Genomic DNA, 14,793 nt, shown 5'->3' on the forward strand with positions numbered 1-14,793 from the left:
TGCGTTCGCCAGGATGACGGTCAACGAGCGGCTCTTCGCTGCTGGGTTGCTGGCAGCCTACGAGGCAGCCCAGGCGGATGATGATTTTGAGAAGATAAACGAGATATTGGGCAGGGTTGGGCTGCACCAAGACGCCGACGGAATGATACATGCACGCTAACGCGGACGTGCTTTTCTGCGGTTTGAAAGGATAAGAATTTTGAGCGACGAAGACGATATTCAGGATGCCCTCGCGGATTTCGCGGAGGATGTCGGCAATGGCCAGTCATGGACTGCCGCGATCCGTATCCTGACCGAGGATTATGAGCTGGAAGAGGGCGAGTTGGAGCCGCGCGCGCGGGCCGAGTTCGGCGATCTGGACGCTTATGAGGCGCAGAGCCGCGAGGCGCTGCAAAAGGCCGATGCCGCGATGACCGAGAAGCTGCGCAAGGACAAGGCGTTCCATAAGGCCAAGGCGCCCAATCTGGCGCGTATGGGGCCGGTCAGCGAGTTTGTCGTCGCGCTGCTGGAGAAAGGTCCGCCGGAGGGCGAGGCCGACTGGTGGCCCTATATGCCGGTGAAGCGCTATATCGACACGCTGTTCCCCGCGCCGGGCGATGTGCGCGACATGGCGTTCTGGACCGCGCGGACGCTCCAGCGCGCGCATGAGGGATAAGAGATGCTTAACATCGACCAACTGACCAATGAGATTGACGGCAAGGCGATCCTGAAGGGATTGTCGCTGACCATCAACGCGGGTGAAATCCATGCGATCATGGGGCCGAACGGCGCGGGCAAATCGACGCTGGCCTACACGCTGGGCGGACGGCCGGGTTATGACGTGACGGGCGGTACCGCGACCTTCGAGGACGCGGACCTGTTCGACATGGAGCCGCATGAGCGCGCGGCGGCGGGGCTGTTTTTGGGCTTTCAATATCCGGTCGAGATTCCGGGCGTGTCCAACCTGCAATTCCTGCGCGAGAGCCTGAATGCGCAGAAGCGGGCGCGGGGCGAGAAGGAATTGAATGGTGGCGAGTTCATCCGGCTGGCCAAGGAGAAGGCTGCGCTGCTGGGCCTTGACATGGAGATGCTCAAGCGGCCGGTGAATGTCGGCTTTTCGGGCGGCGAGAAGAAGCGGGCCGAAATGGTGCAGATGGGCATCCTTGACCCCAAGCTGGCCATATTGGATGAAACCGACAGCGGCCTGGACATCGACGCCTTGAAGATCGTGGGCGCGGGGATCAACGCGATCATGCGCAAGCCCGACAGGGCGGTGCTGCTCATCACCCATTATCAGCGGCTGCTCGATTATGTGAAGCCGGACTTTGTGCATGTGCTGGCGGGCGGCCGGATCGTGAAGTCGGGCGGGCCGGAACTGGCGCTGGAGCTGGAGCGCGAAGGCTATGCCGAGGTGGTGGCAGCGTGAACGCTCTTGCTCTGCCAACCCGCCGCCAGGAAGACTGGCGCTATAGTGATGTCGAGGCGGTCGCCTCAATATGGCCTTTGCCTGCGCCGACGCGGATCGACGTGGCGGCGGGCGAAACCGCGCGCCATCATCTGTTGCAGGATGCGGCCGACGGCGCTGCGGCGGTGCATGAGTATGTCATCACCATAGCGGACGGGGCGCGGTGCGATTTTCATGTGCTCAATATCGGCGGCAGGCTGGGGCGGGTGACCTTTCATGTGACGATCGGCAGCCATGCGCATTTCGAGCTGAACGGCGCGATATTGGGCGGCGGCGACCAGACGTTGGAGATCATCACCAGCGTCACCCACGCCAAGCCCGATTCGACCAGCGGCCAGACCATCCGGTCTATTTTGGGCGGTCGCGCGACCGGCAGCTACCTTGGCAGCATCAATGTCGCGCGCGATGCGCAGCGGACCGACGCGTTTCAGTCGGTGAAAGCGATGTTGCTGGACCGGACGGCCACGGCGAACGCCAAGCCGGAGCTGGAAATCTTCGCCGACGACGTGAAATGCGCCCATGGCGCGACCGTGGGCGAACTGGACAAGGCGGCGCTGTTCTACATGGCGTCGCGCGGCATGGACCCGGCGACGGCCAAGACGCTGCTGCTGCGATCCTTCGTCGCGGGCGTGTTCGACGATGTGGCGGACGAGGCCGTGAAGGATGGGCTGGAAGCCGCCGCGATCGCCAAGTTGGAGGCGCTGGTATGACCGATCTCGCCCAGACCTTGCGGCTGCGGGATGATTTCCCCGGTGTGGGAGACTGGCATTATCTTGACAGCGCCGCCACTGCGCAGAAACCCAATGCGGTGATCGATGCGATCGCGCGCGCCTATGGGCCGGATTATGCGACGGTCCATCGCGGCGTCTATGAGCGCTCGGCGAACATGACGCTGGCCTATGAAGCGGCGCGGCGGAAGGTTGCGGGCTTTATCGGCGCGGCGTCGGACAGCGAGATCGTCTATGTCCGCGGCGCGACCGAGGGGATCAACCTGGTCGCGATATGCTGGGCGGGGACGCAGTTGCAGGCGGGCGATCGCATCCTGCTGTCTTGCCTTGAGCATCACAGCAATATCGTGCCGTGGCAGATGGTGGCGGAGAAGGTCGGCGCGCATATCGACGTCGTGCCGTTGACCGACGACGGCCGGATCGATCTGGATGCTATGCGGGCGATGATGACGCCGCGCCATCGGATGGTCGCGCTGGCCCATGTGTCGAACGTGCTAGGCAGTGTGCTGGACGTGCGCCGCGCCGCCGATATCGCCCATATGGTTGGCGCGAAGATATTGATCGACGGGTGCCAGGCGGTGCCGCGGCTGGCCGTCGATGTGGCAGCGATGGACTGCGATTTCTACGTCTTTTCCGCGCACAAGCTCTATGGCCCGACCGGTATCGGCGTGCTGTGGGGCCGCAAGGAATTGCTCGACGCGATGCCGCCCTATCAGGGGGGCGGGTCGATGATAGACAAGGTGACATTCGAAAAGACGACCTACGCCCCCGCGCCCACCCGGTTCGAGGCGGGGACGCCGCATATCACCGGGGTCGTCGGGCTTTCCGCCGCGATCGATTATGTGCAGGCGATCGGGCTGGATGTCATCCATGCCCATGAATGTGCGCTGGTGGCGAAGGCGCGGACGGCATTGGATGGCATGAACAGTATCCGCCTGTTCGGGCCGGACGACAGCGCGGGCATCCTGTCTTTCGCGGTCGAGGGGGTGCATCCGCACGATGTCGGCACCATATTGGACGAAACGGGCGTCGCCATAAGGGCCGGACATCATTGCGCGCAGCCGCTTATGCGCCATCTGGGCGTGGAGGCGACGGCGCGGGCCAGCTTCGGCATCTATAGCGACGAGAGCGATGTGGATGCGCTGGTCGCGGGACTAGAACGGGTAAGGAAAATCTTCGGATGACCGAGGAACGCAAGATCATGGTGGAAGAAGTGGATGCGGTGGAAACCCCGCCCAAGGCGCGTGTCGAAGAGGCACCGCGCCAGCGCGACTATCTGGACGGGTTTCTGGCCGCCGAGCCGAGCGACGTGGCGGCCGGGGAACCGGGCGGCAACCTCTATGACGGGATCATCGAGGCGCTGAAGGAGATTTTCGACCCGGAAATTCCGGTCAACATCTATGATCTGGGGCTGATTTATGGCGTCGATGTCACCGACGACGGTCACGCCGTCGTCACCATGACGCTGACCACGCCGCATTGCCCGGTCGCCGAATCCATGCCGGGCGAGGTCGAACTGCGCGTCGGCGCGGTGCCGGGTGTGGGCGATGCGCAGGTGAACCTGGTGTGGGACCCGCCATGGGACCCGCAGAAGATGAGCGACGAGGCCAAGCTGGAACTGGGGATGCTGTGATGACCGACGTGCAGACCAAGACCCGCGCCCGCCCCGCCGCCGTCATCCTGACGCCGACGTCGCAGGCGCGCATCGCCGACCTGATGCGCCAAGCGCCCGAGGGTGCGATCGGCGTCAAGCTCTCGACGCCCAAGCGCGGCTGTTCGGGCCTGGCCTATTCGGTCGATTATGTGACGGAAGAGGCCAAGTTCGACGAGAAGATCGAAACGCCCGGCGGGGTGCTGTATATCGACGGCGCATCGGTGTTGTATCTGATCGGTTCGACGATGGACTGGGTCGAGGATGATTTTACCGCCGGCTTCGTCTTCAACAATCCCAACGCCAAGGGCAGTTGCGGCTGTGGCGAGAGTTTCACGGTTTAGGGGATCATAGTCCCGCTTCGTTCGGTTCGAGCTTGTCGAGAACCCGGTGCGGCGTTCTCGACAAGCTCGAACCGAACGGAGGGTGTGTTGGCCCATATGCTAGTGCTCGGTATGGGCTATACCGCGTCCCGCATGGCTAAACGTCTGCGGTCGGGAGGGTGGCAAGTCACGGGCGTTCGGCGTAGCGCCGACGCGGATGTTCTGGCCTTCGATGACGAACGCGCCGTCTGTGCCGCCATCGCCAGCGCAACCCATATCCTCTCCTCCGTCCCGCCGGAAGGGGACGCCGACCCCGTTTTGACCCGCTACGGCGCGGCCATCGCAGCAGCGCCGGCGCTGTGGACCGGCTATCTGTCCTCCACCGGCGTTTATGGCGATGCGGCGGGGGCGTGGGTGGATGAGGCCAGCCCGATCGGGTTGGGGCGGCGGACGGCGCGGGCTGCTGCCGACGCCGACTGGGGGGCCTTGCGCGCCGAGATGCGGCGGTTTCGCCTGCCGGGCATCTATGGGCCGGGGCGATCGGCACTGGACCGGGTACGGGAAGGCAAGGCGCATCGCATCGCGCTGGCGGGCCAGTTGTTCAGCCGCGCCCATGTGGATGACATCGTCGCCGGGGTGATCGCGTCTATCCGCGCAGGGCCGCCCGGCGTCTATAATCTGGCGGACGACCTGCCCTGCGCCCAGAATGATGTGATAGAGGCCGCTTGCGACCTGCTGGGTAGACCATGGCCACCGCTACAGACCGTGGAGGAGGCCGCCCTGTCGCCGATGGCGCGGGGTTTTTATGCCGAAAATCGCCGCGTCGCCAATGGCCGGGCGAAGCGGCTGCTGGGTTGGTCGCCGCGCTATCCTACTTATCGGGAGGGGCTGCGCGCCTGCCTGTAAGGCGGCCCGTGATGCCGTCCACCGCATGGTTTACGGCTTGTTAACCGGCCGGCGCGAAGGCGGGATCATCACTTGCCAAGGATGATCCCATGACCCGTATCGACAAGAGATTTTCAGCGCTCAGCGACCGGATGCAGCGTCTGCCTGCGCCCGGCCGCCCCCTGGCTTCGCCCGAACCGGTCACCAGCCTGCTGGCCAAGGTCGATGCCGCCAAGCGGCGGTATCAGCCGGGCGCGACGCGCTAAGTCGTTTTCGATCGTAGGGCGATACCCATGCCGGCGATCGCCAGCAGCGCGCCAATGATCGCCAGCATACTCCAGCGATAGCCCTCTACCAGGGTCGAGATCAGCATCGCGATCACCGGGATCAGCACGCTGGTATAGGCGGCGCGGCCCGCGCCCATGCGCTGGATCAGGGTGAAATAGAGCGGGAAGGTCACGACCGATCCGGCGATCCCCAGCCAGCCTATGCCCAATATATAGCCCAGGCGCGGCTCGAATTGCGGCGGGCCGACGGTGGCCCAGGCGAAGGCGGCGTCCACGCCCGCGCCGATCAGCATGGCCCAGGTCAACACCGCCACCATCGGCAGGCGACGGGCGATATCCATCCCCTGCATGACGTTCGCGGCCGACGCGCTCAGCAGGCCAGCGAGCGCGAAGGCCGCGCCCAGCAGCACCATGTCCGGCCGGACGGTTGCGGCATGATATTCGTGCAGCAGCATCAGGACGATGCCCGTCATCGCCACCAGCGATCCGCCGATGAAGGCGCGGCTGACCGGCTGACGGAAAATCAGCCAGGCGAGGATCGAATTGGGGATCAGCAGCATCGCATAGACCACCGCGACCACGCCGGAGGTCAGATATTGTTCGGCACGATAGACGAAGTTGAAGTTCAGGACGAACTGCGCCACGCCGAGAATGGCAGCGTAGAGCAAGCCGGCCCGGCCGATATTGAGCGAGACGCCGCGCAGCCGCGCGAACGCGGCCATGGCGATCCCGGCGAGCAGGAAGCGGTAGCAGACCGACCAGCTTGCCGGCACCGACCCAATCTGATCGCGGATCACGATCCACGTCGAACTCCAGATCAGGGTGACGAGGATGAAGGGGATGATGACGCCACCCGATTTGCCCTCAGTCATCGGTCAGCGCCCGCAGCGCCTGCGCCAGCGGCGCGACGCTGGCCGCGTCCTGCGACCAGTTGGTGACCAGCCGGGCGGCACCTTCGCCCCAGTCGTAGAAATCGAAGCCCTGCGCGCGCAATAGGGCAGCTTCGTCGGCGGACAGGCGGATGAACAGCTCATTCGCCTGCACGGGATGAAGCAGGCGGCCGGTCGCGCCGTCCGCGAGCGCCTGCGCCGCCGCATTGGCCGTGCGGGCATTGGCCAGCCACAGGTCGCCTTCGACCATCGCCATTATCTGCGCGGCGAGATAGCGGCCCTTGGAGAAAAGATGGCCGGATCGTTTGCGCCAGCGCTGCGCTTCGGCAGCGCGCGACGGGGCCTGTTCGCCGAAGAAGAGCAGGGCTTCGCCGATCATGCCGCCATTTTTGACGCAACCAAAGGACAGCGCGTCCACCCCCGCGCGCCATGTGACGTCGGCGGGCGGGCAGCCCAGATAGGCCACCGCATTGGCGAAGCGCGCGCCGTCCATGTGGAAGCCCAGACCATGCGCCTTGGCCACTGCGCCCAGCGCCGCGACCTCGTCCGGTGTGTAGGTCAGGCCATATTCGGTGGCGTTGGTGATGCTGATCGCGCGGGCTGGCACCTGATGCACGTCGGGGCGGATGGCTTTCAGCCGGTCAGTGACGACGTCTGGCATCAGTTTCGCGCCGTTACCGGGCAGCGGCATCAGGCTGGCACCATGGGTGAAGAAGCCGGGCGCGCCGCATTCGTCCACGACGATATGCGCTTCTTCATGGCAGATCACGCCGCCATAGGGCGGGCAGAGGCAGGCCAGCGCGATGCTGTTCGCCGCTGTGCCGGTGGCGATCCATAGCGCGCTGACCGGGGTGTCGAACAGGTCCGAGAATGCGCTGTCCAGCCGCGTGCTCCAGGCGTCTCCGTCATAGCCATGATCGGCCTGGTCGGCCGCGGCAATGGCGGCCATGATGGCGGGGCTGATGGGCGTGGCGTTGTCGGAAAAATAATGCATGGCCGCAGCGATACCCTTGGCGTCCGGCGGCGGGAAGAGGCCAGAGCGGCACCGCTGGCCCTTTTCGCCAAAATGGGTCAGTATATATGACCCATTGTTTCATGCGCCGCTCTGTGACATAGGCGGGCGCCTTGCACGCCAGAACAGGAGACTCACCATGGCCGCCGAGCAGACATCGCGTTTCACCGTTACCCCCAGCACCAAGGCTGTGGCGGCTGACGCGCGCGCTGTGCTGCTGGAAGATCCGGGCTTCGGCCGGATATTCACCGACCATATGGTGACGATCCGCTATACCGAGGGGCGGGGGTGGCACAGCCACGCCGTCGGCCCGCGCGAGCCGTTCCAGCTCGATCCGGCCTGCGCGGTGCTGCATTATGCGCAGGAAATCTTCGAAGGGATGAAGGCGTACCGACTGGAGGATGGCAGCATCGCCATGTTCCGCCCGGAGGAAAACGCCCGCCGCTTCGCGGCATCGGCCGAACGGCTGGCGATGCCCGTCCTGCCCGAAGACCTGTTTCTGGAAGCGGTCGAGCAGTTGGTGAAGATCGACGCCGACTGGATTCCGACCGGCGAAGGCAGCCTGTACCTTCGCCCCTTCCTGTTCGCGAGCGAGACGTTCCTGGGCGTCCGCCCGTCCAACGAATATATATTCTGCGTCATCGCGTCGCCTGCCGGCGCCTATTTCAAGGGCGGCAAGAAGGCCGTGACCCTGTGGGTGTCGGAACATTATACCCGCGCGGCGCGCGGCGGCACGGGTGCGGCCAAATGCGGCGGCAACTATGCCGCGAGCCTCGTCGCGCAGAAGGAAGCGATCGGCCATGGCTGCGACCAGGTCGTGTTTCTGGACGCCGCCGAGAATAAGTGGGTCGAGGAACTGGGCGGCATGAACGTCTTCTTCGTGATGGACGACGGGTCGATCGTCACCCCGCCGCTGGGCGGCACGATCCTGCCCGGCATCACCCGCCATTCGATCATCGACCTGGCGCGGGCCAAGGGCCATGATGTGCGCGAGGAACCCTACAGCTTCGCCCAGTGGCGCGCGGATGCGGCCAGCGGCACGCTGCGCGAAGCCTTCGCCTGTGGCACCGCGGCGGTCGTCACCGCGATCGGCACGGTCAAGAGCAATGACGGCGACTTCACCATCGGCAATGGCGATGGCGGGATCGTTACTGAAACGCTGCGCGCGGAGCTGACGGGTATCCAGCGCGGGATCGTGGCCGATCCGGCGGGCTGGGTGCGGACGGTCTGAGATTGGGGCGCGGCGGGCCTGCCCTTTCGGGCTGGGACAGGCACCGCCGCTTCCCAAGCCCGTTCCAAGCGCCTAGATAGTAGGGCATGGAACGCTTCGATGTCGTCATATTGGGGGGCGGGCTGGTCGGCCTGACCCTGGGGATCGCTCTTTCGGGCCATGGCGTGCGCTGTGCCGTGATTGACCCGGCTGACCCGGTTTCGACCACGGCCGCCGGGTTCGACGGGCGTGTGTCTGCGATCAGCTCGACCAGCTACGCCATGATGAACGCCATCGGCGTGGGGAAGCATCTGGCGGGCAAGGGCTGTCCGATCGACCGGATCTGGGTGAGCGACGGGCTGGAGCCGGGCGCGCTGGATTTCGCGGCCGATGCCGATGACGGCGTGATGGGGACGATGGTCCCCAATCGCGATCTGCGCCTCGCGCTGGCGCAGACGGCGGCGGAGGCAGAAAATCTAACGATCTTCCAGCCCGACCGCGCGGTGCAGGTCGATCGCAATGCCGATGGCGTCATGTTGAAGTTGGCGAGCGGGACGACGATCCATGGTGCATTGCTGGTCGCGGCGGAGGGGCGCAACAGCCCGACGCGCGATGCGGCGGGGATCAACACGACCCGCTGGCAATATAAGCATACCGCCATGGTGACGGCGATCGACCATGAATTGCCGCATGCCAATACGGCCTATGAGATTTTCTATGTCGGCGGGCCGTTTGCGTTGCTGCCGATGCAGCCGGGCACTAGGTCTGCGGTCGTGTGGACCGTGCCGACCGATCAGGCGCCGGCGATGATGAAGCTGAGCGAGCGCGCCTGGCTGGCCGAGGCGCAGAAGCGGATCGGCGGTTTCCTGGGCGAAATCACGCTGGCGGGGCCGCGGTCCTCCTATCCTTTGGGTTTCCACCATGCCGCGCGGATAACCGACACTCGGTTGGCGCTGGTCGGCGACAGCGCGCACGCCATTCATCCGATCGCGGGGCAGGGCGTGAACCTGGGCTTCCGCGATGTCGCCGCACTGGTCGAGGTGCTGGTGGAGGGGATGCGGCTGGGCCTTGATCCGGGCGATGCGCAGTTGCTGGCGCGCTACCAGCGCTGGCGCGGGCTGGATTCGATGATGACCAGCGTGGCGATGGACGGGCTGGTGCGGTTGTTCGACGTGCCGGGCAAGATTCCCTCAATGGTGCGGCGCGCGGGACTGGCGGCGGTGCAGCGCAGCGGGGCGCTGAAAGGGCGGTTCATGGCGGAAGCACGGGGGCAATCGGGGGCGTTGCCGCGGCTGCTGACGGGCGAGATGGTTTAGGGGCGGATCACTACCAGAGGCGGACGCTCAGCAGATGGGTTGCATAATCGGCAAGCTGATGCCCCATTATCGTCACCCCAGCGAAGGCTGGGGTCTCGTGCGGGGGCACGCGGCGGTTCGGCTGGGCACTTACGCAACCGCATTGGATCGTCGCCTGAGACCCCCGCGTTGGCCTTCGGCCGCCCTTCGGGTCGCTGGGGTGACGAGATTTTTACGTCGCCTTTCGCGTGAGTCTCGCGCAAATCGGACTGACGTCTAACCATCTGTGGACGCCCCGCGCGACGCAAGCGGTAATTTGGAGTATTTGGCGCGTAGTCGGATGCTGCCATCTGTCCGGCCTCTGATGCAGCGATGAAGGCTGCGGGCCCGTATGGGAGTTCGCGGATCGGAACCACATCACCCTAAGCGTGCTGATGAAGCATGGTGGTTAGCCCTGGTTCTTCCGACCCCGTCTCGCCGACTGTTGTGCCATACCCTCCTTCGACCGACTTACGCCCCGACGACCTCTGGTCCGCTTTGGCTTACGCCGCCGCTGCGACCGGAGCAGTGTAATCCTCATTCTTCATCATGAGCGCCCAGACGATGCGCGCTGTCTTGTTAGCGAGCGCCACTGTTACGAGCATGCGTGGCTTGCGCGCCATCATCTGCTCCAGCCATGATCCCTTGGGCGCGCCCCGCTTGCTCGCCTGCAACACCACGGCGCTGCTGCCGATGATCAGCAACCGCCTGAGCGTTCGCTCGCCCATCTTTGAGATCGAACCCAGCTTCTGCTTGCCGCCCGTCGAGTGCTGCCGCGGCGTGAGGCCGACCCATGCGGCAAAGTCACGTCCCTTGGCGAAGGTGCCCGACGGCGGCGCAAGCGCCAGGATGGCAGTTGCCGTGATCGGACCGATGCCCGGGATCGTCATGAGCCGGCGTGCGAGAGCATCTTCGCGCGAACGGCGCACAATCTCCTTGTCGAGTGCGGCGATCTGCCGGTCGAGCATCGCCAGGCTGTCGAGCAGAAGCATGCAGACCGATCGCACGCCCTGGGGAACAGCCAATGGATCGGCGAGCAGCGCGGCAAGCTTTTCCAGATGGGCCAGCCCCTTGGGCGCGATCCAGCCATACTCGGTCATATGGCCGCGCAGGGCATTGCTGATCTGGGTCCGCTGCCGCACCAACAGGTCACGGCCCCGGAACACCATTGCCGCCGCCTGCTGCTCCTCTGTCTTCACCGGCACGAACCGCATGCTTGGTCGCTGGGCCGCCTCGCAGATCGCCTCGGCATCGGCCGCATCGTTCTTCTGACGCTTCACGAACGGCTTCACATAGGCCGGCGCAATCAACCGCACATCATGGCCCAGCTTGAGCAACTCGCGCGCCCAGTGATGCGCGCCGCCGCATGCTTCCAGAACTACCTGGCAACGCGGCTGTGCTGCGAAAAACGGCAACAGCTTCGCTCGGCTGATCTTCTTGCGAAGAAGCACATGGCCCGACACATCTACACCGTGCGCATGAAAAACATGCTTGGCGATATCCAACCCGATTATGCTAACTTCTGACATGGACGCCTCCCTCAAGTGGTGTTCAACACCTCCACTTTGGCACATCGATACCGTCGGGGGGCGTCCACCCCATCACCCAATCCCGTCACAGCATCCGCCGCAGCACGTCGTCCTTCAGCACGAGATGGTGGCGCAGCGCGGCGCCGATGTGGATCGCGATCAGCGCGGCCCAGAGCCAAGGCAGCAGTTCATGCGCGCCGCGGGACAGGGTGACGATGGCGTCTTCCTTGCCCACGCCGAATTTGGGGATGTCGAACAGGAAGAACCAGTTGAGCGGGCGCGTGCCCGCCGACGACATGATCCAGCCCGACAGCGGCACGAGGATCATGAAGGCATAGAAGAGGAAATGGGTGGCATGGGCCGCCCCCTTTTCCCAGGTCGGCAGGGCGGCGGGCAGGCGCGGGGCGGGATGGGTGAGCCGCCAGCCGATGCGCACCAGAGTCAGCGCCAGCACGGTCAGGCCGATCGACTTGTGGACCGGCATCACCGCCCAATCCTTTGGCAGCGCGTCATGGGCGAAGCCCAGCGCCAGATTGAGGAGGATCAGGACGGCGATCGCCCAGTGCAGGGCGCGGGCGACGGCGGTGTAACGGGCCATGGGCGGCTCCTTCTTGCGGATGTCTGCCGGGAGCCAGGGCCATTCTGTCCGATGACCCTGGCTTCATTCTGAACGGGATGCCGCGCGGCGACCCATTCAAGACTGACGATTGGCGACCAGATTGTCCACCACCGACGGGTCGGCCAGCGTGCTGGTGTCGCCCAGCGCCTGCGCCGACACTTCGCCCTCCGCAATCTTGCGCAGGATGCGGCGCATGATCTTGCCGGAGCGGGTCTTGGGCAGGCCGGGCGCGAACTGGATGGCGTCGGGCGTGGCGATCGGGCCGATTTCGGTGCGGACCCATTTGACCAGCGTCTTGCGCAGATCGTCGGTCGCTTCCTCGCCGCTGTTGAGCGTCACATAGGCGTATATGCCTTGTCCCTTGATGTCGTGGGGGAAGCCGACGACGGCGGCTTCGGCGACGCTTTCATGCAGCACCAGCGCGCTTTCGACTTCGGCCGTGCCCATGCGGTGGCCCGACACGTTGATGACGTCATCGACGCGCCCGGTGATCCAGTAATAGCCATCCGCGTCGCGGCGCGCGCCGTCGCCGGTGGTATATTTGCCGGGGAAGGTGGTGAAATAGGTCTGGAAGAAGCGGTCATGATCGCCCCAGACGGTGCGCATCTGGCCGGGCCAGCTTTGCGCGATGACCAGGTTGCCTTCGGCCGCGCCGTCCAGCACATGGCCTTCGGCATCCACGATCTGCGGCACGACGCCGGGCATGGGGAAGGTGGCGGAGCCGGGCTTGAGATCGGTCGCGCCGGGGGTGGGGGCGATCATCGCGCCGCCCGTTTCGGTCTGCCACCAGGTATCGATGATCGGACAGCGGCCTTCGCCGACGACGCTATGATACCAGCGCCAGGCTTCCGGGTTGATCGGTTCGCCGACCGTACCGAGTAGGCGCAGCGAGGCGCGGCTGGTGCGGGTCACATGATCGTCGCCCTCCTTCATCAGCGCGCGCAGCGCGGTGGGGGCGGTGAAGAGAGTCTGGACCTGGTGGCGGTCGACCACCTCCCAGATACGGCTAGGCGTCGGATAATTGGGCACGCCTTCATACATCAATGTGGTCGCGCCGTTCGCCAGCGGGCCATAGACGATATAGCTGTGGCCCGTGACCCAGCCGATATCGGCTGCACACCAGTAGATGTCGCCGGGGCGATAATCGAAACAGAGTTCGTGGGTGAGGGCGGCCCAGAGCAGATAGCCGCCGGTCGTGTGCAGCACGCCCTTGGGCTTGCCGGTGGAGCCGGAGGTGTAGAGGATGAAGAGCGGGTCTTCGGCGTTCATGGGTTCGGGCGGGCAGTCGGCATCGACTTTCGCGGCTTCGTCATGCAGCCACAGGTCGCGGCCGTCCTGCATCGTGACCGCGCCGCCGGTCGTCTGGACGACGACGACTTTCTTCACGCAGGGGCAATGGGTGAGCGCGGCGTCGACATTGACCTTGAGCGGCACCGCCTTGCCGCCGCGGCGGCCTTCGTCGGCGGTGATGACGATATTCGAATCGCAATCCTGGATGCGGCCCGCCAGCGCGTCGGGGGAGAAGCCGCCGAACACGACGCTGTGGACCGCGCCGATCCGCGCGCAGGCGAGCAGGGCGAAGGCGGCTTCGGGGATCATCGGCATATAGACGGTGATGCGGTCGCCTTTCTCTGCGCCGGCGGCTTTCAGCACATTGGCGAAGCGGCACACCTCTTCATGCAGTTGGGCATAGGTAAAATGGCGCGGCTGCGCGTCGGGCGAATCGGGTTCCCAGAGCATCGCCGTTTGGTCCGCCCGCTCGGCCAGATGGCGGTCGATGCAGTTTGCGCTGACGTTCAGCACACCGTCGGCGAACCATTTGACGCCGAAATCCGCCTCCGCGAAGTTGCTTTCATTGGTTTTGGTTGGGGGCTTGATCCAGTCCAGCCGCTGCGCCCGCTCCAGCCAATAGGCATGACTGTCGCTGATAGAGCGCGCATAGTCGGCGTCGCGCGCCGCCCGGTCCATCAGCGCGTCCTTGGCCCATGCCTCCGGCACCGGGAAGAAATCGTCAGACATCGGGCATCCTTTCCATCACGAAACCATTATTGCCCTCTCTTCTATCGCGCCGCCGCCAGGATCGAAAGGCCGGACCATGCCGTATCGTCCCGTCCCTTTGGACGATAGCGCTGCGGCGCGAAGCTATCGTCCCGGCATTTTGTCGCTTTCCCCGCGGCGCGCCCGCGCCTAACAGGGGTCGCTTATGTGGTTGCTTTATCAATTCCCGCTCTGCCCCTTTTCCCGCAAGGTCCGGCTTCTCTTAGGGGAGAAGGGCATTGGCTATGATCTGGTGCGGGAATCGCCCTGGGCGATGCGTGACGAGTTTCTGGACCTGAACCCGGCGGGCACGACGCCGGTAATGGCGGACGCGGACAAGGGCGTCACCCTGATCGACAGCCAGGCGATCTGCGAATATTTCGAAGAGACGGTGGAGAAATTCCCGCTGATTTCCGGCACCGCCGCGGGGCGGGCGGAAGTGCGGCGGCTGACCGCCTTTTTCGACCAGAATTTCTATGGCGACGTGGTCGGCCCGTTGTTGCACGAGCGGATGAAGAAGCGCCTGATCGAGCGCGCGCCGCCTGATGCGCGCATCCTGCGCGAGGCGATGAAGCGGGCAAACGTCCATATGGATTATATGGACTATCTGCTGGACCATCGCAGCTGGATGGCGGGGGGCACGCTGAGCCTGGCGGATATTGCGGCGGCGGCGCATCTGTCGGTGGCGGATTATCTGGGCGGGATCGACTGGCAGGGGCATGAGCCGGTCAGGCGTTGGTATGCGGGCTTCAAGTCGCGCCCGTCCTTCCGGCCGTTGCTGTCGGAGCGGATGGAGGTCATCACCCCACCGGCTCATTATGAGAAGCCGGATTTCTGAGGGGCG

General features: G+C 64.9%; 17 protein-coding genes. 12 read left to right on the top strand and 5 right to left on the bottom strand.

What is annotated here, in order from left to right; translation table 11 throughout:
• The first annotated feature begins 13 nt into the window (after positions 1-13).
• From CEQ44_RS24620 to CEQ44_RS24625, 9 genes are all read left to right on the top strand, one after another.
• Positions 14-160, top strand: a complete 147-nt coding sequence (locus CEQ44_RS24620) for a hypothetical protein (protein WP_218821579.1) — start codon at positions 14-16, stop codon at positions 158-160.
• Between the two features lie 39 nt (positions 161-199).
• Positions 200-655: a hypothetical protein gene (locus CEQ44_RS23375; protein WP_088183070.1), complete on the top strand. Its 456-nt coding sequence runs from the start codon at positions 200-202 to the stop codon at positions 653-655.
• A 3-nt stretch (positions 656-658) separates the two neighbouring features.
• The gene (sufC, locus tag CEQ44_RS23380; protein WP_088183071.1) at positions 659-1,405 is read left to right on the top strand and encodes a Fe-S cluster assembly ATPase SufC; all 747 of its coding nucleotides are present in this window, start codon (positions 659-661) and stop codon (positions 1,403-1,405) included.
• Positions 1,402-2,154, top strand: coding sequence for a SufD family Fe-S cluster assembly protein (locus tag CEQ44_RS23385; protein ID WP_088183072.1), 753 nt, complete (start codon positions 1,402-1,404; stop codon positions 2,152-2,154). The genes sufC and CEQ44_RS23385 overlap by 4 nt, the downstream gene beginning before the upstream one ends.
• Positions 2,151-3,356 (top strand): cysteine desulfurase, encoded by a 1,206-nt coding sequence (locus CEQ44_RS23390; protein ID WP_088183073.1) that lies wholly within the window; start codon positions 2,151-2,153, stop codon positions 3,354-3,356. The genes CEQ44_RS23385 and CEQ44_RS23390 overlap by 4 nt, the downstream gene beginning before the upstream one ends.
• Positions 3,353-3,805, top strand: a complete 453-nt coding sequence (locus CEQ44_RS23395) for an SUF system Fe-S cluster assembly protein (RefSeq protein ID WP_088183074.1) — start codon at positions 3,353-3,355, stop codon at positions 3,803-3,805. The genes CEQ44_RS23390 and CEQ44_RS23395 overlap by 4 nt, the downstream gene beginning before the upstream one ends.
• The gene (locus tag CEQ44_RS23400) at positions 3,805-4,167 is read left to right on the top strand and encodes an iron-sulfur cluster assembly accessory protein (protein WP_088183075.1); all 363 of its coding nucleotides are present in this window, start codon (positions 3,805-3,807) and stop codon (positions 4,165-4,167) included. The genes CEQ44_RS23395 and CEQ44_RS23400 overlap by 1 nt, the downstream gene beginning before the upstream one ends.
• A gap of 87 nt (positions 4,168-4,254) precedes the next feature.
• Positions 4,255-5,052 (top strand): NAD(P)-dependent oxidoreductase, encoded by a 798-nt coding sequence (locus tag CEQ44_RS23405; RefSeq protein WP_088183076.1) that lies wholly within the window; start codon positions 4,255-4,257, stop codon positions 5,050-5,052.
• A gap of 89 nt (positions 5,053-5,141) precedes the next feature.
• Complete coding sequence (locus CEQ44_RS24625) at positions 5,142-5,297, top strand: hypothetical protein (protein ID WP_176400250.1); 156 nt, start codon at positions 5,142-5,144, stop codon at positions 5,295-5,297.
• Here CEQ44_RS24625 and CEQ44_RS23410 read toward each other — a convergent pair.
• Together CEQ44_RS23410 and CEQ44_RS23415 are read right to left on the bottom strand one after the other, a co-directional pair.
• The gene (locus CEQ44_RS23410; protein WP_088183077.1) at positions 5,294-6,190 is read right to left on the bottom strand and encodes a DMT family transporter; all 897 of its coding nucleotides are present in this window, start codon (positions 6,188-6,190) and stop codon (positions 5,294-5,296) included. The two genes, CEQ44_RS24625 and CEQ44_RS23410, sit on opposite strands and share 4 nt — an antisense overlap.
• Positions 6,183-7,202 carry a low specificity L-threonine aldolase gene (locus tag CEQ44_RS23415; protein WP_088183078.1) on the bottom strand — a complete coding sequence of 340 codons (1,020 nt, stop codon included), beginning with the start codon at positions 7,200-7,202 and terminating at the stop codon, positions 6,183-6,185. The genes CEQ44_RS23410 and CEQ44_RS23415 overlap by 8 nt, the downstream gene beginning before the upstream one ends.
• A gap of 157 nt (positions 7,203-7,359) precedes the next feature.
• Here CEQ44_RS23415 and CEQ44_RS23420 point away from each other — a divergent pair, with 157 nt between their 5' ends.
• Together CEQ44_RS23420 and CEQ44_RS23425 are read left to right on the top strand one after the other, a co-directional pair.
• Positions 7,360-8,451, top strand: a complete 1,092-nt coding sequence (locus tag CEQ44_RS23420; RefSeq protein ID WP_088183079.1) for a branched-chain amino acid aminotransferase — start codon at positions 7,360-7,362, stop codon at positions 8,449-8,451.
• An 86-nt stretch (positions 8,452-8,537) separates the two neighbouring features.
• The gene (locus tag CEQ44_RS23425) at positions 8,538-9,746 is read left to right on the top strand and encodes an FAD-dependent monooxygenase (RefSeq protein ID WP_088183080.1); all 1,209 of its coding nucleotides are present in this window, start codon (positions 8,538-8,540) and stop codon (positions 9,744-9,746) included.
• A gap of 521 nt (positions 9,747-10,267) precedes the next feature.
• Here CEQ44_RS23425 and CEQ44_RS23430 read toward each other — a convergent pair.
• From CEQ44_RS23430 to acs, 3 genes are all read right to left on the bottom strand, one after another.
• Complete coding sequence (locus CEQ44_RS23430) at positions 10,268-11,293, bottom strand: IS110 family transposase (RefSeq protein WP_088201808.1); 1,026 nt, start codon at positions 11,291-11,293, stop codon at positions 10,268-10,270.
• 85 nt (positions 11,294-11,378) lie between these two features.
• A complete protein-coding gene (locus CEQ44_RS23435; protein WP_088190111.1) occupies positions 11,379-11,891 on the bottom strand; it encodes a cytochrome b in 513 nt (170 codons plus the stop codon).
• A 96-nt stretch (positions 11,892-11,987) separates the two neighbouring features.
• Positions 11,988-13,931, bottom strand: coding sequence for an acetate--CoA ligase (gene acs, locus CEQ44_RS23440; RefSeq protein WP_088190110.1), 1,944 nt, complete (start codon positions 13,929-13,931; stop codon positions 11,988-11,990).
• A gap of 184 nt (positions 13,932-14,115) precedes the next feature.
• On the opposite strand from acs, the gene CEQ44_RS23445 reads away from it, so the two are divergent.
• A complete protein-coding gene (locus CEQ44_RS23445; RefSeq protein ID WP_088185356.1) occupies positions 14,116-14,787 on the top strand; it encodes a glutathione S-transferase family protein in 672 nt (223 codons plus the stop codon).
• Positions 14,788-14,793: the final 6 nt, after the last annotated feature.

The sequence above is a fragment of the Sphingobium sp. Z007 genome, assembly GCF_900013425.1.
Taxonomy (GTDB): Bacteria; Pseudomonadota; Alphaproteobacteria; order Sphingomonadales; family Sphingomonadaceae; genus Sphingobium.

What these genes read in the sequence shown, in the direction of transcription:
- CEQ44_RS24620 (WP_218821579.1), top strand. Translation starts at nt 14, where the DNA reads ATGACGGTCAACGAGCGGCTCTTCGCTGCTGGGTTGCTGGCAGCCTAC.
- sufC (WP_088183071.1), top strand. Translation starts at nt 659, where the DNA reads ATGCTTAACATCGACCAACTGACCAATGAGATTGACGGCAAGGCGATC.
- CEQ44_RS23390 (WP_088183073.1), top strand. Translation starts at nt 2,151, where the DNA reads ATGACCGATCTCGCCCAGACCTTGCGGCTGCGGGATGATTTCCCCGGT.
- CEQ44_RS23395 (WP_088183074.1), top strand. Translation starts at nt 3,353, where the DNA reads ATGACCGAGGAACGCAAGATCATGGTGGAAGAAGTGGATGCGGTGGAA.
- CEQ44_RS23400 (WP_088183075.1), top strand. Translation starts at nt 3,805, where the DNA reads ATGACCGACGTGCAGACCAAGACCCGCGCCCGCCCCGCCGCCGTCATC.
- CEQ44_RS24625 (WP_176400250.1), top strand. Translation starts at nt 5,142, where the DNA reads ATGACCCGTATCGACAAGAGATTTTCAGCGCTCAGCGACCGGATGCAG.
- CEQ44_RS23410 (WP_088183077.1), bottom strand. Translation starts at nt 6,190, where the DNA reads ATGACTGAGGGCAAATCGGGTGGCGTCATCATCCCCTTCATCCTCGTC.
- CEQ44_RS23415 (WP_088183078.1), bottom strand. Translation starts at nt 7,202, where the DNA reads ATGCATTATTTTTCCGACAACGCCACGCCCATCAGCCCCGCCATCATG.
- CEQ44_RS23420 (WP_088183079.1), top strand. Translation starts at nt 7,360, where the DNA reads ATGGCCGCCGAGCAGACATCGCGTTTCACCGTTACCCCCAGCACCAAG.
- CEQ44_RS23425 (WP_088183080.1), top strand. Translation starts at nt 8,538, where the DNA reads ATGGAACGCTTCGATGTCGTCATATTGGGGGGCGGGCTGGTCGGCCTG.
- CEQ44_RS23430 (WP_088201808.1), bottom strand. Translation starts at nt 11,293, where the DNA reads ATGTCAGAAGTTAGCATAATCGGGTTGGATATCGCCAAGCATGTTTTT.
- CEQ44_RS23435 (WP_088190111.1), bottom strand. Translation starts at nt 11,891, where the DNA reads ATGGCCCGTTACACCGCCGTCGCCCGCGCCCTGCACTGGGCGATCGCC.
- acs (WP_088190110.1), bottom strand. Translation starts at nt 13,931, where the DNA reads ATGTCTGACGATTTCTTCCCGGTGCCGGAGGCATGGGCCAAGGACGCG.
- CEQ44_RS23445 (WP_088185356.1), top strand. Translation starts at nt 14,116, where the DNA reads ATGTGGTTGCTTTATCAATTCCCGCTCTGCCCCTTTTCCCGCAAGGTC.